This is a genomic window from Saccharothrix coeruleofusca (genome assembly GCF_014648515.1).
GTDB lineage: Bacteria > Actinomycetota > Actinomycetes > Mycobacteriales > Pseudonocardiaceae > Actinosynnema > Actinosynnema coeruleofuscum.
The window spans coordinates 158332-177987 of sequence record NZ_BMRG01000009.1 but is presented as its reverse complement, the minus strand read 5'-3'; the positions used below and the strand labels follow the sequence as shown (position 1 = coordinate 177987).

Annotated in this window: 19 protein-coding genes and 1 pseudogene; 2 read left to right on the top strand and 18 right to left on the bottom strand. The window is 72.9% G+C overall.

Annotation, left to right across the window (positions count from 1 at the left end; genetic code table 11):
- The 12 genes and pseudogenes from IEZ00_RS36950 to IEZ00_RS22265 form a co-directional block, all read right to left on the bottom strand.
- Positions 1-421, bottom strand: a pseudogene (locus IEZ00_RS36950) (exopolyphosphatase); the annotation flags it as partial.
- On the bottom strand, positions 418-1545 hold the full coding sequence (locus IEZ00_RS22315) for a glycosyltransferase family 4 protein (RefSeq protein ID WP_189225252.1): 1128 nt from the start codon (positions 1543-1545) through the stop codon (positions 418-420). The pseudogene IEZ00_RS36950 and the gene IEZ00_RS22315, both read right to left, overlap by 4 nt.
- Complete coding sequence (locus IEZ00_RS22310; RefSeq protein ID WP_189225251.1) at positions 1542-2474, bottom strand: phosphatidylinositol mannoside acyltransferase; 933 nt, start codon at positions 2472-2474, stop codon at positions 1542-1544. Before IEZ00_RS22310 ends, IEZ00_RS22315 begins: the two co-directional genes overlap by 4 nt.
- Complete coding sequence (pgsA, locus tag IEZ00_RS22305) at positions 2471-3079, bottom strand: phosphatidylinositol phosphate synthase (protein ID WP_189225250.1); 609 nt, start codon at positions 3077-3079, stop codon at positions 2471-2473. The genes IEZ00_RS22310 and pgsA overlap by 4 nt, the downstream gene beginning before the upstream one ends.
- Before the next feature lie 61 nt (positions 3080-3140).
- Positions 3141-3980: a helix-turn-helix domain-containing protein gene (locus IEZ00_RS22300; protein ID WP_189225249.1), complete on the bottom strand. Its 840-nt coding sequence runs from the start codon at positions 3978-3980 to the stop codon at positions 3141-3143.
- Positions 3981-4139: 159 nt separating this feature from the next.
- A complete protein-coding gene (locus IEZ00_RS22295; protein WP_189225248.1) occupies positions 4140-4688 on the bottom strand; it encodes an HIT family protein in 549 nt (182 codons plus the stop codon).
- Positions 4685-6733 carry a threonine--tRNA ligase gene (gene thrS, locus IEZ00_RS22290; RefSeq protein ID WP_189225247.1) on the bottom strand — a complete coding sequence of 683 codons (2049 nt, stop codon included), beginning with the start codon at positions 6731-6733 and terminating at the stop codon, positions 4685-4687. Before thrS ends, IEZ00_RS22295 begins: the two co-directional genes overlap by 4 nt.
- A gap of 673 nt (positions 6734-7406) precedes the next feature.
- Positions 7407-8096, bottom strand: coding sequence for a Clp protease N-terminal domain-containing protein (locus tag IEZ00_RS22285; protein ID WP_189225246.1), 690 nt, complete (start codon positions 8094-8096; stop codon positions 7407-7409).
- 3 nt (positions 8097-8099) lie between these two features.
- The gene (locus tag IEZ00_RS22280) at positions 8100-8315 is read right to left on the bottom strand and encodes a helix-turn-helix domain-containing protein (RefSeq protein ID WP_189225245.1); all 216 of its coding nucleotides are present in this window, start codon (positions 8313-8315) and stop codon (positions 8100-8102) included.
- A gap of 106 nt (positions 8316-8421) precedes the next feature.
- Positions 8422-10533, bottom strand: coding sequence for an ATP-binding protein (locus tag IEZ00_RS37820; protein ID WP_268248824.1), 2112 nt, complete (start codon positions 10531-10533; stop codon positions 8422-8424).
- Positions 10534-10625: 92 nt separating this feature from the next.
- Positions 10626-10799, bottom strand: coding sequence for a DUF397 domain-containing protein (locus IEZ00_RS22270; RefSeq protein ID WP_189225244.1), 174 nt, complete (start codon positions 10797-10799; stop codon positions 10626-10628).
- 1 nt (position 10800) lies between these two features.
- The gene (locus tag IEZ00_RS22265; RefSeq protein WP_189225243.1) at positions 10801-11661 is read right to left on the bottom strand and encodes a helix-turn-helix domain-containing protein; all 861 of its coding nucleotides are present in this window, start codon (positions 11659-11661) and stop codon (positions 10801-10803) included.
- Between the two features lie 145 nt (positions 11662-11806).
- Here IEZ00_RS22265 and IEZ00_RS22260 point away from each other — a divergent pair, with 145 nt between their 5' ends.
- Complete coding sequence (locus tag IEZ00_RS22260) at positions 11807-12007, top strand: hypothetical protein (protein WP_229795980.1); 201 nt, start codon at positions 11807-11809, stop codon at positions 12005-12007.
- A gap of 11 nt (positions 12008-12018) precedes the next feature.
- On the opposite strand, the gene IEZ00_RS22255 is transcribed toward IEZ00_RS22260, so the two are convergent.
- Genes IEZ00_RS22255 through IEZ00_RS22235 form a run of 5 tightly spaced genes read right to left on the bottom strand, consistent with a single transcriptional unit; the run spans position 12019 to position 16910 of the window.
- Positions 12019-12717: a FadR/GntR family transcriptional regulator gene (locus IEZ00_RS22255; RefSeq protein WP_189225241.1), complete on the bottom strand. Its 699-nt coding sequence runs from the start codon at positions 12715-12717 to the stop codon at positions 12019-12021.
- Positions 12717-13484 carry a 3-oxoacyl-ACP reductase gene (locus IEZ00_RS22250; protein WP_189225240.1) on the bottom strand — a complete coding sequence of 256 codons (768 nt, stop codon included), beginning with the start codon at positions 13482-13484 and terminating at the stop codon, positions 12717-12719. The genes IEZ00_RS22255 and IEZ00_RS22250 overlap by 1 nt, the downstream gene beginning before the upstream one ends.
- Before the next feature lie 45 nt (positions 13485-13529).
- On the bottom strand, positions 13530-14888 hold the full coding sequence (locus IEZ00_RS22245) for an aldehyde dehydrogenase family protein (protein ID WP_189225239.1): 1359 nt from the start codon (positions 14886-14888) through the stop codon (positions 13530-13532).
- A complete protein-coding gene (locus IEZ00_RS22240; protein WP_189225238.1) occupies positions 14885-15589 on the bottom strand; it encodes a gamma-glutamyl-gamma-aminobutyrate hydrolase family protein in 705 nt (234 codons plus the stop codon). Before IEZ00_RS22240 ends, IEZ00_RS22245 begins: the two co-directional genes overlap by 4 nt.
- Complete coding sequence (locus tag IEZ00_RS22235) at positions 15570-16910, bottom strand: glutamine synthetase family protein (protein ID WP_189225237.1); 1341 nt, start codon at positions 16908-16910, stop codon at positions 15570-15572. Before IEZ00_RS22235 ends, IEZ00_RS22240 begins: the two co-directional genes overlap by 20 nt.
- A gap of 134 nt (positions 16911-17044) precedes the next feature.
- On the opposite strand from IEZ00_RS22235, the gene eat reads away from it, so the two are divergent.
- Positions 17045-18463: an ethanolamine permease gene (eat, locus tag IEZ00_RS22230; protein ID WP_189225236.1), complete on the top strand. Its 1419-nt coding sequence runs from the start codon at positions 17045-17047 to the stop codon at positions 18461-18463.
- A 94-nt stretch (positions 18464-18557) separates the two neighbouring features.
- On the opposite strand, the gene IEZ00_RS22225 is transcribed toward eat, so the two are convergent.
- On the bottom strand, positions 18558-19580 hold the full coding sequence (locus IEZ00_RS22225) for a serine hydrolase domain-containing protein (RefSeq protein ID WP_189225235.1): 1023 nt from the start codon (positions 19578-19580) through the stop codon (positions 18558-18560).
- Positions 19581-19656: the final 76 nt, after the last annotated feature.

The following is a 19656-nucleotide window of genomic DNA, read 5'->3' as shown; positions in this document are numbered from 1 at the left end:
GCACCGGCCGCCTGCGGCGCAGCGCCAACGTGTCGCGCACCGCGTCGTTGTGCACCCGGCGGGCCAGCACCACCCGCTGCTCGGCGTCGGCCAGCTCGGCCGCCAGCGCCGGGGCCAGCTTGCCCCGGTCCAGGTCCTCCAGCAGCGTGCTCAGCTCGTTCTCGGCCGCCTCGCGGTCGACGCGGGGCGCCCGCTCGGCCCGGTCGGCGGCCTCGGCCAGCTCGGGCGTCCCGCACACCGCCGCGACCGCCCTGGTGACCACCGCGCGCCGGGCCAGCGCGGCGTCCAGCGCCGCCCACGCCGCGTCGGTGCGCACGTGCAGCCGGTCCAGCCTGCTGGCCACGCCCAGCAGCCACGGCCCGACCAGCAGCACGAGACCGAGCACCACCAGCAGCGTGGTGGCCGTGGCGGCGCTGGTCACCGGTCCGCCTCCGCCACTCGGCGCGGGTCGGCCGCCATCGCGCTCTCGTAGACCCGCAGCACCTGCCCCGCGACCACGGACCAGTCGAACGCCATCACCCGCTGCCGCGCCGCGTCGGCGTAGCCCGCCCGGCGCGCCGGGTCGGTCAGCAGCCCGCGCAGCGCCGCGGCCAGCGCCGCCGGGTCGCCGACCGGGGTCAGCACGCCCGCCTTGCCGTCGTCGAGCACCCGGCGGAAGGCGTCCAGGTCGCTGGCCGCCACCACCGCCCCCGCCGACATCGCCTCGGTCAGGATGATGCCGAAGCTCTCCCCGCCGGTGTTGGGCGCGCAGTACACGTCCACGCTGCGCAGCGCGCGCGCCTTGGTCTCGTCGTCGACCATGCCCAGGAAGTCGATCCGCTCGGCCAGCCTCGGCCCCGCCTGCTCGCGCAGCTCGTCCTGGTCACCCCGGCCCACCACCAGCAGCCGCGCGTCGGGCAGGTCCAGCCGCCGCATCGCCTCCAGCAGCACCGGCATCCCCTTGCGCGGCTCGGTGAAGCGGCCGACGAACCCGATCGTGCCGCCGGGGCGCGGGTAGCCCTCCAGCGGCGTCGCGTCGGCGAAGAAGGACACGTCCACGCCGTTGGGGATCTCCACCGCGTCCCCGCCCAGGTGCTCCACCTGCACCCGGCGGGCCAGCGCGGACACCGCGATCCGGGCGGTGACCTTCTCCAGGAACGGCTGGAGCACGCCCTGGAAGGCGGCCAGCATCTTCGAGCGCGGCGTGGAGGTGTGGAAGGTGGCCACGATCGGGCCGTCCGCCACCATCAGCGCCAGCATCGACAGCGACGGCGCGGTCGGCTCGTGCAGGTGCAGCACGTCGAAGTCGTGCTCGGCGATCCACCGGCGCACCCGCGCGAAGGACACCGGCCCGAACGACAGCCGCGCCACCGACCCGTTGTACGGGATGCCGACCGCGCGGCCCGCGGGCGTGACGAACTCCGGCACCGGCGTGTCGTCGTCCGCGGGCGCGAGCACGTCCACCTCGTGGCCCAGCCCGCGCAACGCCCTGGCCAGGTCGACCACGTGCGCCTGGACCCCTCCCGGGACTTCGAAGGAGTACGGGCACACGATGCCGATCCTCACGCGGTGTCCCTCCTGCGGGCCAGCACCCGTTCCAGCGCCCTGCGCCTGCTCGGCGGCAGGTCGGCCAGCCACAGCTTCTGCATCATGTGCCAGTCGGCCGGGTGCGCGGCGATGTCGGCGGCGAACACGTCGGCCAGCGACTGGGTCGCCGCGGCCACCCCGTCCGGTCCGGCCACCCGGATCGGCGGGTGCACCCGGAAGCTCCAGCCGTCCTCGGTGAACCACAGCCCCACCGGCAGCAGCGCCGCGCCCGTCGTGGCGGCCAGGTGCGCGGGACCGGCGGGCATCATGGTGCGCTCGCCGAAGAAGGTCACCGGGATGCCGCCCGCGGTCAGGTCCCGGTCGGCCAGCAGGCAGACCACCTTGTTCTGGCGCAGCCGCTCGGCCAGCACCGCCGCCACCGGGCGCTCGCCGCCGGTCAGCGGCAGCACCTCGAAGCCGAGGCTCTCCCGGAACCGCACGAACCGCCGGTACAGCGACTCCGGCTTGAGCCGCTCGACGACCGTGGTGAAGCCGCCGGTGTGGCCGACCAGCCACACCCCGGCCATGTCCCAGTTGCCGCAGTGCGGCAGCGCCGCCACCACGCCCCGGCCCTCGGCCAGCGCCGCGTCCAGGTTCTCGTGGCCGCTGATCATCTCGTCGCAGGCCGCGTAGGCGGCCTCCAGGTCCATCGACGGCAGTCGGAACGCCTCCCGCCAGTACCGCGCGTAGGAGCGCAGCGACAGCCGCACCAGCTCGTCCAGCTCCTGCTCGCCCGCCTTGGGCACGACCCGGCGCAGGTTGGCCCGCAGCTGCCGCACGCCCTCGCCGCCGCGCCGGGCCGCCCAGTCGGCGGCCCGGTCGAACAGCGCCCGCGCCACCGGCTCGGGCAGCACCCGCACCAGCCGCCACCCGGCCGCGTAAGCCAGGTCGGCCAGCCGTTCCCTCATGCCCCGATCTCCTTCGCCGACCGCCGCACCGCCACCAGCCGCTGCGCCACCGTGACCACCACCAGCACGGCCAGCACGTACAGCGCCACGGGCAGCACGAACGGCACCCCCAGGCCGTGCAGGCCCACGCCGACCAGGGCGAAGATGAACCGCTCCGCCCGCTCGGCCAGTCCGCCGTCGGCGCTGAGCCCCGACGCCTCGGCACGTGCCTTGACGTAGGAGGTGACCTGGGCGCCGACCAGCGACACCATCGTGGCCGCGGCCAGGCCGTGCTCCCCCGCCCCGAAGGCCCACCAGGCGATCGCGCCGAACAGCGCGCCGTCGGCGATCCGGTCGCAGCTGGCGTCGAGCACGGCCCCGTACCGCGTGCCGCCGCCGCGCGCCCGCGCCATCGCGCCGTCGAGCAGGTCGAACAGCACGAAGGCGGCCACCAGCGCGGCCCCGGCGAACAGCTGGCCGCGCGGGATGAACCACAGGGCCGCGACGACGGTGCCGACGGTGCCGAGCACCGTGACGGCGTTCGGGGTGAGGCCGCGCCGGACCAGCCACGCCCCGACCGGATCGGTGACGCGGGAGACGGACGCTCGGGCGAAGATGTTCAGCATGGGGCGGGGACTGCACCTACCGGCGGGGACGAGTTGGTCCCCGGCAGCCTAACGACCCAGCTCAGCCGAGCTTGCGGTGGTCCCTGGAGATCCCCTCCAGCAGCTCCTCCAGCTCCTCCCCGCGCACCGCCAGCCGCTCCAAGCGCCCGAACAGCGCCAGGTACTCGCGCACGTCGTGCGGGTCGGTGATGGTGGCGTTGCCGGTGAGCACGCTCAGCGTCACCACGCGCTCGTCGTAGACCTGGAACCCGTGCAGCGCCACCATGCCGGTCTCCGCCGTCCACGGCACCACGCCCAGCTGCACGTTCGGTCTTCGCATGATCTGCACGAGGTGGTCGATCTGGTCGCACATCAGGTCGGCGTTGCCCATCCGCCAGCGCAGCGCTCCCTCGCTGAGCAGGAAGACGAACCGCTTGCCCTGGTCGTCCAGGCGCGCCCGGCGGGTGCGCAGCGTGGCGATGGCGGTGTCCTGCTCGTGGGGCGGCATGGCGGAGAAGACCACGCGCAGGTAGTCCTCGCTCTGCAAAAGTGCGGGTACTCCCGCGTTCTGGAAGAAGCGGCTGGTCGTCGCACGGGCCTCGATGCGGGCAACGGTCTGCTGGTGGCGGTGCGCCCCCCGGTGCAGCACGACGCGGCGGGTCTCCGCCTCGGCGTGCAGCTGGCGGGCCAGCTCCACCAGTTCGATCCTGGTCTCCCTGGTCGCCGAGAGCTCGGCGACTAATCGCTCCACGTCGGTCACGGACGGGAGGAGCATGCCGTTCTCTATCTTCGACAGCTTCGACTGGCTCATCCCGGTGGCGCGCGCGGTGGCCGTTCCGGTCATCCTGGCCTCCGTGCGCAACCTTCGTAACTCGCGCGAGAGCCGTTCTCGGGCCAGCCGCGAACGCTCTGGTGCGGTCATGAAACGCACCGTATCGGCGTGTGCGCCCCGTGACGATCGGCCATCACAGGGAATTACGGGCGGCTCCCCGGCCCTCGGGAGGCGGCTGCGGGCACGCCGAAGCACGTGCACCTCCAGGCGCACGTGCAGGTGCGAGCGCACCCGTCCCGCAGCGCGTTCTCAGCGCTGCGCGGCCCACGCCTTCGACAGCAGGGCGCGGGTCTCGCCGAGCAGTTGGGGCAGCACCTTCGTCTGGCCGATCACCGGCATGAAGTTGGCGTCCCCGCCCCACCGGGGCACCACGTGCTGGTGCAGGTGCGCGGCGATGCCCGCGCCCGCGACCACCCCCTGGTTCATGCCGATGTTGAAGCCGTGCGGGTTCGCCGCGGTGCGGATCACCCGCATGGCGGTCTGGGTGAACTCGGCGAACTCGACCGTCTCCTCCTTCGTCAGATCGGTGTAGTCCGGCACGTGCCGGTACGGCAGCACCATCAGGTGACCGGGGTTGTACGGGTACAGGTTCAGCACCGCGAACACCAGCTCACCGCGGGCCAGGACCAGGCCGTCGGGGTCGTCCAGCGAGATCACGCGGCAGAACGGGCACCCCTCGGGCTCGTCGCCCACCGCCTTGCCCTCACCCTTGACGTAGGACAGCCGGTGCGGGGTCCACAGCCGCTGCAACCCGTCGTGGACCCCGACGCCGTCCTGCTCCTCGTACCCGGTCGTCACTTGACCAGTTCCGCCGTGGGTGAGGCGTTCTCGCGGCGGGCCACCCAGTCCACGACGGTGGCCACGGCCTTGGCCACCGGCACGCCGTTGACCTGGGTGCCGTCGCGGAACCGGAAGGACACCGCGCCGGACTCCACGTCCTTGCCGCCCGCGAGCAGCATGAACGGCACCTTCTGCGTGGTGTGCGTGCGGATCTTCTTCTGCATCCGGTCGTCGGAGGCGTCCACTTCGGCCCGGATGCCGTGCTTGCGCAGCTCCGCCGCCACGGCGAACAGGTGGTCGGCGTGCTCGTCGGCGATGGGGATGCCCACCACCTGCACCGGGGCCAGCCACGCCGGGAACGCGCCCGCGTAGTGCTCGGTGAGCACGCCGAAGAACCGCTCGATCGAGCCGAACAGGGCGCGGTGGATCATCACCGGCCGCTGCCGGGAGCCGTCCGGGCCGGTGTACTCAAGCTCGAACCGCTCGGGCAGGTTGAAGTCGACCTGGATGGTCGACATCTGCCAGGTGCGGCCCAGCGCGTCCTTGGCCTGCACGGAGATCTTCGGGCCGTAGAACGCCGCGCCGCCGGGATCGGGCACCAGTTCCAGGCCCGAGTCCTCGGCCGCCGCCCGCAGCGCCTCGGTGGCCTGCTCCCACACCTCGTCGGAGCCGACGTACTTCTCCTCGTTGCGAGTGGACAGCTCCAGGTAGAAGTCGTCGAGGCCGTAGTCGCGCAGCAGCCCGAGCACGAAGCCCAGCAGCGACTTCAGCTCGTCCTGCACCTGGTCGGGGGTGCAGAAGATGTGCGCGTCGTCCTGCGTCATGCCGCGCACGCGGGTCAGGCCGTGGATCACACCGGACTTCTCGTACCGGTACACCGAGCCGAACTCGAACATGCGCAGCGGCAGCTCGCGGTAGGAGCGCCCGCGCGACCGGAAGATCAGGTCGTGGAAGGGGCAGTTCATCGGCTTGAGGTAGTAGTCCTGGCCCGGCTTGCGGACCTTGCCGTCCTCGTCGTACTCGGCGTCGAGGTGCATCGCCGGGTACATGCCGTCCTTGTACCAGTCCAGGTGGCCGGAGGTCTGGAACAGGTTGCCCTTGGTGATGTGCGGCGAGTAGACGAACTCGTAGCCCTCTTCCTCGTGGCGGCGCCGCGAGTAGTCCTCCATGGCCTTGCGGACGACGCCGCCCTTGGGGTGGAAGACGGCCAGGCCCGAGCCGATCTCGTCGGGGAAGCTGAACAGGTCCAGCTCGACGCCGAGCTTGCGGTGGTCGCGGCGCTCGGCCTCGGCCAGCAGCTCCAGGTGAGCGTCCAGCGCCTCCTGCGACTCCCACGCGGTGCCGTAGATGCGCTGGAGCTGGGGGTTGCGCTCGTTGCCCCGCCAGTACGCGGCGGCCACGCGGGTGAGCTTGAACGCCGGGATGTGCTTGGTGGTCGGCACGTGCGGACCCCGGCACAGGTCGCCCCACACGCGGTCGCCGGTGCGCGGGTCGAGGTTGTCGTAGATGGTCAGCTCGCCGCCGCCGACCTCCATGACCTCGGCGGTGTCGACATCGCTCTTGATGTCCACCAGCTCCAGCTTGAACGGCTCGGCCGCCAGCTCGGCCTTGGCCGCCTCGACCGAGGCGACCACCCGGCGGGAGAACCGCTGGGAGCCCTTGACGATCTGCTTCATGCGCTTCTCCAGCGCCTGCAGGTCCTCCGGGGTGAACGGCTTGGCGACCTGGAAGTCGTAGTAGAAGCCGTCCTTGACCGGCGGGCCGATGCCCAGCTTGGCCTCGGGGAACTGCTGCTGCACGGCCTGGGCGAGCACGTGCGCGGCGGAGTGCCGGATGACCGCGCGGCCGTCCTCGGTGTTCGCGGCCACCGCCTCCACCTCGACGTCGACCTGAGGGGTCCAGGACAGGTCGCGCAGGTGGCCCTCGGCGTCGCGGACGACCACGACCGCGTCCGGCCCCTTGCCGGGCAGCCCGGCCTCGCGCACCGCGGCCCCCGCGGTAGTCCCGGCCTGCACCACCACGCGCGGCGGGGTGGGAGCGGCTGCGGGACGCGGCTGGGACACGGTGACTCCTCGGTGTGCGGTCGGTCAGAGCTCCCCAGATGTTATCGGTGCTCACCCGAGCCTTCCCGGCCGGACCACGCGCCCCCCGCGAGTCGAACGCCCAGGCCCCCCGAGTTCAACGTTCAGGTCGCGACCCACCGAAACGCGGCCACCCCCTCCGGGGCCGGACTGGGCTCGCGGCCGCCGCCTGCCGGAACGGGGTGGTCTGGTTTGTTACGCCTGGAAGTGCTCGACTACCGCGACCGGACCTCATGGGGGTGGCGGCCGACCGGGGCAGGCGGCGGGTTCCTCGCCGACCACGTGGTGGAACTCGACCCGGACGAGTGGCGCTTCGCGACGTTCGCCGACCCGCACCGGTACCTGGCCGGGCACGCAGGCCCGCACCGGCGGTGGGAGCACGAGGCCGAACCGCTGTCCGATGTGGACTGGTTGCGCCGCTGCTGGCGCGGGAGTGGCCGCGCTGGCCGACCTGGACCTGCGGGTCCTCAGCCTCAACGGCTGCCGCCGCGGACGACCGGACCCGGTGACCCAGGGGCTCGAACTCCCGCGAGCCGCGCGTCCGGACACCGCGAGTTGAGCGTTCCGACACCACGAACCGAGCGTTCGAGCACCTCGGGGAGTGGCCACCGGCCCCGGGACGCCCACCGGGTGGTACTTGCAGGCGCGCTCGAGGTCAGCCGGTGATCAGGGCCGGGATGGCGGCGGGGGTGCTCACGGCTCGGCCGGTGGTGCGCTGGTAGCGGCGGACCAGGTCGCCGTGCCGCGCTCGGCGCCCCAGCCACCGCTCGGCGCGCAGCACCGGGTTGCGGCGCGGCGGCGGGAACGCCTCGGCGAGGTCGGCCAGCAACGCCCGCCGGTCGACCCCCGCGGTCCGCAGCACCCACGCCGCGCCGGGGTCCAGGGCGACCAGCGCCAGCGCCAGGTGCTCCACCCGGTGCTCGCGCTCCCGCCGGGCCAGCGCGAGCCGCAGCGACGCCGCGTGGGCGGCCTGGGCGTCCAGCCCCAGCGGCGGGCTCGTCCGGGCGCAGCGCCGCCTGGCCCGAGCCGCGCCCAGCGGGAGCAGCGGTTCCCGCCCCGCGGGCCGGTCCAGCACGGCGGAACCGCCCAGCAGGCGGTCCAGGTCGACGCCCAGCGGCGCCAGGGTGGCCCGGTCCGCCGCAGCGCCCGCGCCCATCGGGGCGGCCAGGTGCGCGGCGTCCTCGATCGCCTCGGCGGTGGCACCGTGCCGCGCGAAGGCGGGCACGTGGTCGACCAGCGCGAGCAGCAGGTGCTCGCTGCCCGCGCGGGGGTGGCCCAGGTCGCGGGCACGGGCCAGGGCGCGGCCCGTCGCGCGGGTCAGCTCGGGGTGGTCTCCTCGGAACACCGGTCACTCCTGTTCGCGGCCGTGCTTGCGGTGGACGGTCTGCTTGGTGACGCCGAGCCGGGTGGCGATGTCGCGCCAGGACCAGCCCGCCCGGCGCGCCGCCCGCACGTGCTCGGCCTCCAACTGCTCGACCAGGGCGCGCAGCCTGGCCACGGCGCGCAGCCCCGCGTCGGGGTCGGTGCCGTGCGCGTCCTCGCCGAGGTCGCCGATCGCGGACATGTCGTCAGCATATGCTGACGCCCTGCTGAACGTCAACACATGCTGACGGCCGTCGGGTTCCAGTCGATCGACAGCGGCCGGGACGAGCGCCGCCACGACCGGCGCTTCACCCGCTGACCGCCGCGCGGAGGCGGTCGCGCACGCCGCCGCCCCGGTCGTCGGCGAACTGGTCGAAGACGGTCAGGGCTTCGCGCCAGCAGGCGATCGCGCGAGCGCTGTCCCCGCTGTGCCGCAGGGAGATGGCCAGGGTGTCGAGCGTGACCGCGTGCTCGCGCGGGTCGAAGCGGGGGTGCTCGCAGGCCAGGGCCCGCTCGCACAGGGCGATCGCCTCGCCGTGCTCGCCGAGCGCCTGGTGGACCTGCGCCAGGCGGTGCAGCGCGTACGCCTCCCGGTCGTGGCGGCCCGCCGCGCGCAGCAGCGCCAGGCAGCGCTCCAGGTGCCCGCGCGCCCGCGCGGCCTCGCCGAGGCCGAGGTGCGCCCCGCCGAGGTTGTACTCGACGAAGGACTCCAGGTGTCCGCCGTCGGGCAGTTCGCGGCTGAGCGGCAGCGCCGAGGCCAAGTGCTCCCGCGCCTGCGCGTGCCAGCCCGCGTCCACGCACATCCAGCCCAGGTCGGCCAGCACGCCCGACCGCATCCGGCGGTCCTCGGTCAGCGCCAGCGCGGTGCGCAGGACGCCGATGGCCTCCGGCAGCCGCCGCGCCAACCGGTAGCCGTGCCCCAGGCACAGCAGCATGTGGTGCTCGGCGAGGCGGTTGCCCATGCGGCGCGCGGCGGCCAGGCCGAGGCGGCAGACCTCCAGCGCGTCGTCCTTGAGCCCCCGTTGGCCCAGCGGCACCACGGCGGCGTTGGCCAGCAGGACGACGAACCGGTGCAGGTCGTGGCGCGCGCAGTCACGGGCGGCGGCGACCGCGTTGACGTGCTCGCGGTCCGCCCAGTCCCACGCCCGCACCGGGTCGGGGAAGGCGATCTCCGGGTGGGCGCTGGTGTTCAGGCCCGCCGCGGCGTGCCACTCGGCCAGTTCCGGCGCGACGGCCCGGTAGGCGGTGCGGGCGTGGTGGGCGTACCAGCCGAGCGCGGCGATGCGGGCGTGGTCCCGGTCGGCGCGCGTTTCGTCGCGCTCCGCGCGGTCGGCGGCGTAGGCGCGCAGCAGGTCGTGGAGCCGGTAGCGGTCCGCGGCGACCGGCTCGACCAGGTTCCCGTCCGCCAGCGCGTCGAGCAGCCGTCGAGTCTCGGCCAGGCCGCGGTCCGCGACGGCCGCGGCGACGTGGGAACCGAACTCGGGGCCGGGGTGCAGGCCCAAGCGGCGGAACAGCCGCGCCTGCTCGTCGGTCAACCTGCGGTAGGACCAGTCGAACACCGAGCGGACCGCGGTGCGCTCGTCCGCCGGGACGCTCAGCGCCTCCCAGCGGCCCCGCTCGCTGCCCAGCTCCGCCACCAGGTCGGCGATCGTCGAGTGCGGCCGGGCTGCGGCCCGGCTCGCGGCGACGCGCAGCGCCAGCGGCAGCCGGGCGCACCCCCGGACCAGCCCGGCCACCGCGTCCGGCTCGGCGTCGGCGCGCGGCCCCAGCACCGCCCGCACCAGCGCCGCGGCCTCCTGCGGACCGGGCAGGTCCAGCGCGATCCGGGTGGCGCCCGCGTCGACCGCCAGCCCGGTCAGCGTGGCCCGGCTGGTCACCACCACCGCGCACCCCGCCCCGCCGGGCAGCAGCGGCCGCACCTGCTCGGCGCTGCCCGCGTCGTCCAGCACCACCAGCACCCGCCGCCCGGCCAGCACCGACCGGTACAGCGCCGCCCGCGCCCCCAGCCCCGCCGGAACCCGCTCCGGTGGCAGTCCCAGCGCGGCGAGGAACCCGCCCAGCGCGTCACCGGGTGCGATCGGCTCGTCCGGACCGCAGCCGCCCAGGTCGACGTACAGGGTGCCGTCGGGGAAGCGGTGCTGCGCCCGGTGCGCCCACTGCACGGCCAGCGCGGTCTTGCCCACCCCGGCCGTGCCGTCCACGGTGGCGACCACCGGCCCGCCCTCGTCGGCCAGCAGGGCGTCGAGCGCGGCCAGCTGGCGGGCCCGTCCGGTGAAACCGCGCACCGCCAGGGGCAACTGCCTGGGCCGCTCGGCAGGCGGTGGCGCCGCGACCGAGACGTGCCCCACCGATCCGGCCTGGAGGAGGAACCCGTTCACCTGGCCGCTGGCCACGTTGCGCACATCCGGCCGATCAGTCACGCCTCCCAGTCTGTCGGTCAGCGGGACCAGGAGCGGTCAACGTCACCCTGTTGGCTCCGCGCGGCTTCCCGTGGAGTCGGACGGCGGTGTGGTCAGAGCCTGGCGAGGAAGGCGGTCCACGCGGTGGTGGGCAGGGTCAGGCGGGGGCCGTGGGGGTTCTTGGAGTCGCGGACCCCGACGCGGGTGGTGGTGATGCGGACCTCGACGCAGTCGTTGTTGCTGCCCGCGCTGTAGCTGCTCTTGAACCAGCCCGTGTCGTGGGGCATCTCAGAACTCCTTCAGGCTCTCGATCAGCAGCGCTCTCGACTCGGCCGGAGACAGGGCCAGCTCGCTGGCCCGGTCGAACGCACATGCCATCGAGGTGGTGTCGGCAGGCTGATCGTAGTAGGTCGTGGGGCCGTAAAGCGTTGGCGCGTAGCCGATTCGCGGTGCGTTGGAGAAGTCGAGGACGATCAGGCTGCCACCCAGCGCGGGATTGCCGACGGTGGTGGAGCGGAGGATCTGGACGCTGGTCGAGGGGTGCCGCTCGGCCAGTTGCAGGACGTGCAGGATCTGCGACCGCATCACCGACTCGCTGCCGACCACGGTGCGCAGCGCGTCCTCGGTGAAGACGAAGGACATCGACTTCGGCTGGGCCGCCAGCGCCCGCCGCTGCTGGTCGAGCCGGAAGGCGATCCTGGTCTCCGCCTGGCCGCTGGCGGCGTCCCACCAGACGCCGTCGCACGCCCGGATCACCGCCTCGACGTACTCGGCCGACTGGAGCAGGCCGGGGAACACGCCGCTGGTGTAGTGCCTGATCCGCGAGGCGTTGGCCTGCAGGTCGGCCAAGCGCTGGAAGGCGTCGGGCAGCACGTCGGTGTAGGCCCGGCGCGGTGCGCGGCGGCGGGCCTGGACGCCCAGCGCCAGCACGGTTTCGCGTTCCGCGCGGCTCGCCCCGTACAGGTCGAGCAGGACGACCAGCTCCTCCTGCTTGAGCGCGCCCTTGCCGTGCTCGACCTGGCTGATGCGCACGTACGCCCGGCCGATGGCCTGGCCCGCCTCCTGCTGCGACCTGCCCGACCGGGAGCGCAACTCCTGCAGCACCAAGCCCAGTTGCATCCGCTCGACCGTCTGCTGCGCGTCCGCCACGCGAACCTCACTCTTCCAGGGCACTGACTTATGGGGAATGTATGACTTAAATGAAGAGACCAAGCCGTACTTAACCCCGTAAAATTTCTCATGACCGACTATACGTGAGCGAGGCCCCGTGTACGAGAGCGGTCCGGTGCAGGTCATGGCCCAGGTCGACATCTCCGAGGACTTCTCCCTCAGCAGTACCGTCTGCGACGAAGGAGAGATCGTTGAGCTGGCCTTTTCCGGCGGCACCGAGGTGTTGCTGTCGTTCACCAGGAGGGGGTTCGAGCAATTCCGGGAGCAGTGGGCGGAGGTGCTCGCCAAAGCCGACGCGCGGTTCGAAGAATACTCGAAAGAGTGATTTTCGGGTCGTCAGGCGAGGAAGCCGCGCAGCAGCGAGGCCGTGCCGTCCAGGTGCTCGGCCATCGCCCGCCGCGCGGCGTCCGCGTCGCCGTGCAGGATGTGCGACACGACCAGCTCGTGCTGCTCGTTGGAGTGCGCCAGGTTGGGCGGCAGCAGCGGAATCCGGTCCAGCAGCTCGTTGACCCGCATCCGCGCGTCGGCCACGGCGGCGGTCAGCGACGGCGAGCCCGCCGCCTCCGCGATGGCCAGGTGCAGCCGGGAGTCCTTGCGCCGGTAGTCCGCCCGCCCGGCCTGGGCGCACTCGGCCAGCCGCGCGCCCAGCTCGCGCCGCTCCCCCGGCCCCAGCGCCCGGCCCGCCGCGCACTCGGCCGCGCCGGTCTCCAGCACGGCGCGCAGCGTCAGCGCGTCCGCCAGCTCCTCCCCCGAGATCCGCCCCACCGGCTGCGCGGCGGGCAGCTCCGCGTTGACGAACGTGCCGCCGTAGCGGCCCCGCCGGGACTCCACGTAACCGTTGTCCTGCAACGACTTGATCGCCTCGCGCAGGGTGACCCGGCTGATCCCCAGCCTGCCCGCCAGCTCGCGCTCGGCGGGCAGCCGCTCCCCCGGCGCGACCACGCCCAGCCGGATGGCCTGCACCAGCCGCTCCACGGTCTCCTCGAACGCGTTGCCCGCCCGCACCGGGCGGAACAACGCGTCCCGCAGCGCCATCAGAGCGGTGTCACGTAGGCGCCGGAGATGCCGCCGTCGACCAGGAAGTTCGACGCGGTGATGAACGAGGAGTCGTCGCTGGCCAGGAACGCCACGGCGGCGGCGATCTCCTCCGGCTCGGCGAACCGGCCCAGCGGCACGTGCACCAGCCGCCGCGCGGCGCGCTCGGGGTCCTTGGCGAACAGCTCGCGCAGCAGCGGGGTGTTCACCGGCCCCGGCGACAGCGCGTTGACCCGCACCCCCTGCCGGGCGAACTGCACGCCCAGCTCGCGGCTCATCGCCAGCACACCGCCCTTGGAAGCGGTGTAGGAGATCTGCGAGGTGGCCGCGCCCATGGTGGCCACGAACGACGCGGTGTTGATGACCGATCCCCTGCCCTGCCTGAGCATGTGCGGGATGGCGAACCGGCAGCACAGGTACACCGAGGTCAGGTTGACCTGCTGCACCCGCTGCCAGGCCGCCATCCCGGTGGTCAGGATCGAGTCGTCGTCGGGCGGGGAGATGCCCGCGTTGTTGAACGCCACGTCCAGCGAGCCGTAGGTGTCCACCGCGGTCTGGAACAGCGCCTCCACCTGCTCCTCGTCGGTGACGTCGACCTGGACGAACAGGCCGCCCACCTCGTCCGCGGCGGCCCGCCCCGCGTCGCCGTCGACGTCGGCGACCACCACCCTGGCGCCCTCGCTCGCCAGCCTGCGCGCCGAGGCCAGGCCGATGCCGCTGCCGCCGCCGGTGATGACGGCCACCCGGCCGTCGAGTCGCTGTGCCATGTCTCTCCTCGAAGCGGTGCCCCAGTGGGCGTCTCAGCGGACGCCTCAGTGGGCGATGAAGACGTTCTTGGTCTCGGTGAAGGCGTCCAGGGCGTCGGGCCCCAGCTCGCGGCCGAGGCCGGACTGCTTGAACCCGCCGAACGGGGTCCAGTAGCGGACCGACGAGTGCGAGTTGACCGACAGGTTGCCCGACTCCACCGCCCGCGAGACGCGCAGCGCGCGCCCGACGTCGCGGGTCCAGATCGAGCCGGACAGGCCGAACTCGCTGTCGTTGGCCAGCCGCACCGCGTCCTGCTCGTCGGTGAACGGCAGCACCGCCACCACCGGGCCGAAGATCTCCTCCACCGCGGCGCGGTCGGTGGCCGCCACGGGCGCGAGGACCGTCGGCGGGAACCAGAAACCGGGACCGTCCGGCGCGGACCCGCGGAACGCCACCGGTGCGCCCTCCGGCACGTAGGAGGCGACCTTCTCGCGGTGCGCCGCGGAGATCAGCGGCCCCATCTCGGTCCGCTCGTCGCCCGGCTCGCCCACCACGACACCGCGCACCGCCGGTTCCAGCAGCTCCATGAACCGGTCGTAGACCGACGCCTGCACCAGGATGCGCGACCGGGCGCAGCAGTCCTGCCCGGCGTTGTCGAACACGCCGTAGGGCGCGGTGGCGGCGGCCCGCTCCAGGTCCGCGTCGGCGAAGACGATGTTCGCGCTCTTGCCGCCCAGCTCCAGGGTCACCCGCTTGACCTGGTCCGCGCAGCCCGCCATGACCCGCTTGCCGACCTCGGTGGAGCCGGTGAACACCACCTTGCGCACCGCCGGGTGCGTCACGAAACGCTGCCCCACCACGCTGCCCTTGCCGGGCAGCACCTGGAACACGTCCTCGGGGATGCCCGCCTCGCGGGCCAGCTCGGCCAGCTTCACGGCGGTCAGCGGGGTCAGCTCGGCGGGCTTGAGCACGACGGTGTTGCCCGCCGCGAGCGCGGGCGCGAAGCCCCAGCCCGCGATGGGCATCGGGAAGTTCCACGGCACGATCACGCCGACCACGCCCAGCGGCTCCTGGAAGGTCACGTCCCACCCGCCGGGCACCGGGATCTGCTTGCCGAACAGGCGTTCCGGCGCGGCGGCGTAGTAGTGCAGCACGTCGCGGACGTTGCCCGCCTCCCACCGCGCGTTGCCGATGGTGTGGCCGGAGTTGAGCACCTCCAGCCGGGCCAGCTCCTCCACCGCGCCGTCCACCGCCTCGGCGAACCGGCGCAGCAGCCGGGCGCGGTCACCGGGGGCCACCTCGCGCCACGCTGGGAAAGCGGCCTGGGCGCGCGCGATGGCGGCGTCGGTCTCCTCCAGCGAGGTCGGCTCGACCTCCGCCACCCGTCGCCCGGTCGCCGGGTTGATCACCTCGAAAGCGGTCACCTCTGCCGTCCTTCCTGCGCCGCGCGCACCAGCGCGCCGAACAGGCGCAGGTCCTCGCGGTCGGTCTCCGGGTGCGACTGCACGCCGAGCGCGAACCTCGCGTCCGGCAGCTCCACCGCCTCCACCACGCCGTCCGGCGCCACGGCCACCACCTCCAAGCCCTTGCCCAGCTCGTCGAGCGCCTGGTGGTGGTGGCAGTTGACCCCGGTGCGATCGCCGACGACCGCGGCCAGCGCGGTGCCGGGGGCGACGGTGATCTCGGTGCGCTCGAACACCGCAGGCGCGGGGTTGTGGCCGTCGACGTGCTGGCGCAGCGTGCCGCCCAGCGCCACGTTGAGCACCTGCATCCCCCGGCACACCGCCAGCAGCGGCAGGTCCAGCTCCAGCGCGGCCCGCGCCAGCGCCAGCTCGGCGGCGTCGCGGTCCGGGCGCGCCGGACCGGTGCGCGGGTCCCTGGCCGCGCCGTAGCGGGCCGGGTCCACGTCCGCGCCGCCGGCGAGCACCAGCCCGTCGAGGAAGCCGACGGCCCCGGCGTCCCACTCGCCCATCGGCGGCAGCAGCACCGGGTTGCCGCCCGCGCGCACCACTGAGTCCAGGTAGTCGCGGTGCAGCACGGCCGCGTCCACGTCCCACACACCGAAGCGGGCCCGCTCCAGGTAGGTGGTCACGCCGATGAGGGGCTTAGAGCCGTTCGAAGCCACGGACCCTCTCCCAGTCGGTCACCGCCGACTCGTAGGCGGCCAGTTCCACGCGGGCCGCGTTGAGGTAGTGGTCCACCACGTCCTGGCCGAAGGCGTCGCGCGCGATGTCGCTGCGCGCCAGCAACGACGCCGCGTCGCGCAGCGTCGTCGGCACGGTCGCCCGGCCCGAGTCGTAGGCGTTGCCGACGAACTCCTCCTCCAGCGGCAGCTCGTTCTCCAGCCCGTGCAGGCCTGCCGCGATGAGCGCGGCCACCGCCAGGTACGGGTTGACGTCCCCGCCGGGGACGCGGTTCTCGAAGCGCAGCGACTGGCCGTGGCCGACCACGCGCAGCGCGCAGGTGCGGTTGTCGCGACCCCAGGCCACCGCCGTCGGGGCGAAGCTGCCCTGCACGAAGCGCTTGTAGGAGTTGATGTTCGGGGCCAGGAAGTAGGTCAGCTCGCGCAGGCAGGCCAGCTGGCCCGCCAGGAAGTGGCGCATCAGCGGGGACATGCCCTCCCCCTCGGCGAACACCGGCTCCCCGTCGGCCGAGCGCAGGCTCAGGTGGATGTGGCAGGAGTTGCCCTCGCGCTCGTTGTACTTGGCCATGAACGTCAAGGACTTGCCGTGCTGGGCGGCGATCTCCTTGGCGCCGTTCTTGTAGATGCTGTGGTTGTCGCAAGTGGACAGCGCCTCGTCGTAGCGGAAGGCGATCTCGTGCTGGCCGGGGTTGCACTCGCCCTTGGCCGACTCGACGTACAGCCCGGCGCCCGCCATGTTGTTGCGGATGGCGCGCAGCAGCGGCTCGACGCGCGCGGTGCCCAGCAGCGAGTAGTCCACGTTGTACTGGTTGGCGGGCGTCAGGTCGCGGTAGCCGCGCGACCAGGCGTCCTCGAAGGTGTCGTTGAAGACGATGAACTCCAGCTCGGTGCCGACGTAGGCGCGCAGCCCCCGCTCGGCCAGCCGGTCCAGCTGGCGGCGCAGGACCTGGCGCGGCGAAGGGGGAACCGGGTCGCCGTTGTCCCACCGCACGTCGCACAGCACCATCGCGGTGCCCTCCTGCCAGGGCACGCGGCGCAGCGTCGACAGGTCCGGCTTCATCGTGAAGTCGCCGTAGCCCCGCTCCCAGGAGGACATGGCGTAGCCGCTGACCGGGTTCATCTCCACGTCCACCGCCATCAGGTAGTTGCAGCCCTCGGCGGCGTGCGGGAGCACTTCCTCGACGAAGTAGCGCGCGGCGCAGCGCTTGCCCTGCAGGCGGCCCTGCATGTCCACGATCGCCACCAGGACCGTGTCGATCTCCCCGCTGTCCACGAGCTCGCGCAACTCCTCGACGGTGAGCATCCGCAGTCCTCCAAAGGTATGACAGCGAGCCATTGGACGCCTCATCTTGACACCACAGGGTGACCCGCGCCACCCTCGACCAGTCCTGCAAAGGAGCGCGGCCGACCCATTGGCACACCCAGTGAGGGGCGCAGATGGCCAAGCACGTCGAGTACGAGAAGGTGGGCGGCGACTACCTGGAGCACCGGCAGCTCAAGCGCGGCGCGGCGGGCTGGGTCCTGCTGGCGGGGCTGGGTGTCTCCTACGTCATCTCCGGCGACTTCGCCGGGTGGAACTTCGGCCTGGCGCAGGGCGGGTGGGGCGGTCTGCTCATCGCCACCGTGCTGATGGCCACGATGTACACGTGCATGGTGTTCGGCCTGGCCGAACTGGCCGCGGCGCTGCCCGTGGCGGGAGCGGGCTACGGGTTCGCCCGGCGGGCTCTGGGACCGCTGGGCGGCTTCGCCACCGGCATCGCCATCCTCATCGAGTACGCCATCGCGCCCGCCGCCATCGCGGTGTTCATCGGCGGCTACGTCGAGACGCTGGGGCTGTTCGGGCTGACCAACTCCTGGCCGGTGTACCTGGCCTGCTTCGCGATCTTCGTCGGTGTGCACCTCTACGGCGTCGGCGAGGCGCTGCGGCTGATGTTCGTCATCACCGGCATCGCGGTGGTGGCGCTGCTGGCGTTCGTGATCGGCATGATCGGCAGGTTCGACTCCGCAAAGCTGTTCGACCTGGCCGAGGGCGACGGGTTCCTGCCCTTCGGCGTCACGGGCGCGCTGGGCGCGCTGGTGTACGCGATCTGGTTCTTCCTCGCCGTGGAGGGCGTGCCGCTGGCGGCCGAGGAGGCGCGCGACCCCAAGCGGGACATGCCGCGCGGGATCATCGCCGCGATGGCCGTGCTGCTGCTGTTCGCCGCGACGATCCTGGTGTTCGCCCCCGGCGGTGCGGGCGCGGAGGCGCTGAAGGCGTCGGACAACCCGCTGCCCGCGGCGGTGCGCGCGGCCTACGGCGGGGACAACGCGCTCGCGCAGGTCGTCAACTACGTCGGCCTGGCCGGGCTGGTCGCGAGCTTCTTCTCGATCATCTTCGCCTACTCCCGCCAACTGTTCGCCCTGTCGCGGGCGGGCTACCTGCCCCGCTGGCTGTCGCGCACAGGACGGCGCAAGACGCCCTACCTGGCGCTGATCGTGCCCGGCGCGATCGGCTTCCTGCTGGCCGCGATCACCCGCGACGGGGCGCTGCTGATCAACATCGCGGTGTTCGGGGCGGCCCTGTCCTACGTGCTGATGATGGTGTCGCACATCGTGCTGCGGGTCCGCGAACCCGACCTGGAGCGCCCCTACCGCACCCCAGGCGGAGCGGTGACCACCGGCGTGGCGCTGGTGCTGGCGGTCGCCGCCGTGGTGGCCACGTTCTTCGTGGACGAGCTCGCCGCCGGCATCACCGCGGGCATCGTCGTGGTGGCGCTGGCCTACTTCTGGTTCTACAGCCGCCGCCACCTGGTCGCCGCGGCCCCGGAGGAGGAGTTCGCCGCCATCGCCCAGGCCGAGCGCGAACTCGGCGGCTGACGCGGTCGCCGAATCGGGCCTGAGGGTGGGCCGGTAGTAGTTACCGGCCCACCCTCAGGGGTCGGGTGGTACTTGCAGGCGCGGTGGTTCGGGGTCAGCAGTAGAGCGAGGCGAAGAGCCCGATGACGGCTTCGCCGGGCACTTCGGCGGGCAGCGGGTTGTAGGACAGGGTGGCAGTCCGGCCGGTGTCGTCGCGGACGGCGTAGGTGAGGTAGCCGATCAGTTCCCCGCCGTGGCCCCACACCTGGCGACCGCAGGGCAGGTCGAAGCTCTGCAGCCCGAGTCCGTAGCGGAAGATGGTGCCGGTCGGCACCGCCTCGCGCATGGCCGCCAACGAGGCCGCGCTGGTCAACCGCCCGCTCAGCAGCGCGCCGAAGAAGGTGTTGAGGTCGTCTGCGGTGGAGATCATCTCCCCCGCCGCCCAGTCCAGCGACGGGTTCATCAGCGTGGCGTCGACCAGTCGTCCGTCCACTTCGGAGTAGCCGCGCGCGTGCGGTTCCGGCAGGCCGGCGCGGTTGCCCGGCACGCTGGTGCGCTTGAGCCGCAACGGCTTCAGGATGCGGTCGGCGATCTCGTCGCCGTATCGGTTGCCGGTGACCCGCTCGACGAGCAGACCCGCGACGACGTAGTTGGTGTTCGAGTAGTGCCAGCCCTCGCCGGGATCGAAGTAGGACGGCCTGCCTGCGGCCACGTCCAGCAGTTCCTGCGGCCGGTAGGAGCGGAACCGCGCGTCACCGCGCCACCGGTTGGTCGAGTAGCCCTGCTCGTGGGCGTAGTCGTAGAGGCCGCTGGTGTGGTTGAGGACTTGGCGCACGGTCATCCGGTCGCCCATCGGCACCCCCGCGACGTACCGGTCGATCGGGTCGTCCAGACCCACCTTCCGCTCGTCGACCAGCTGCAGGACGACGGTGGCGACGAAGGTCTTGGTCGCGCTGCCGATGCGGAAGTAGCCGTCCTCGTGCGCCTCCCCGGCGGCGTGCCCCCGCACGCCCGCGGCGTCCTCGACCTTGAGCAGGGCCGCCGACGCCCAGCCGCCCGCCACCCAGGAGTCGAGCTCCGCGGCGGGGAACTGGCTGGTCAGGGCCATGCTGGTGGCCAGGACCAAGGATTTGATCATCACGACGACAACGCTAGGGACGCGCGGTGATCCCGACCATGAGGTCCGCCACCCGATCCGCTGTGGAAAACCCCAC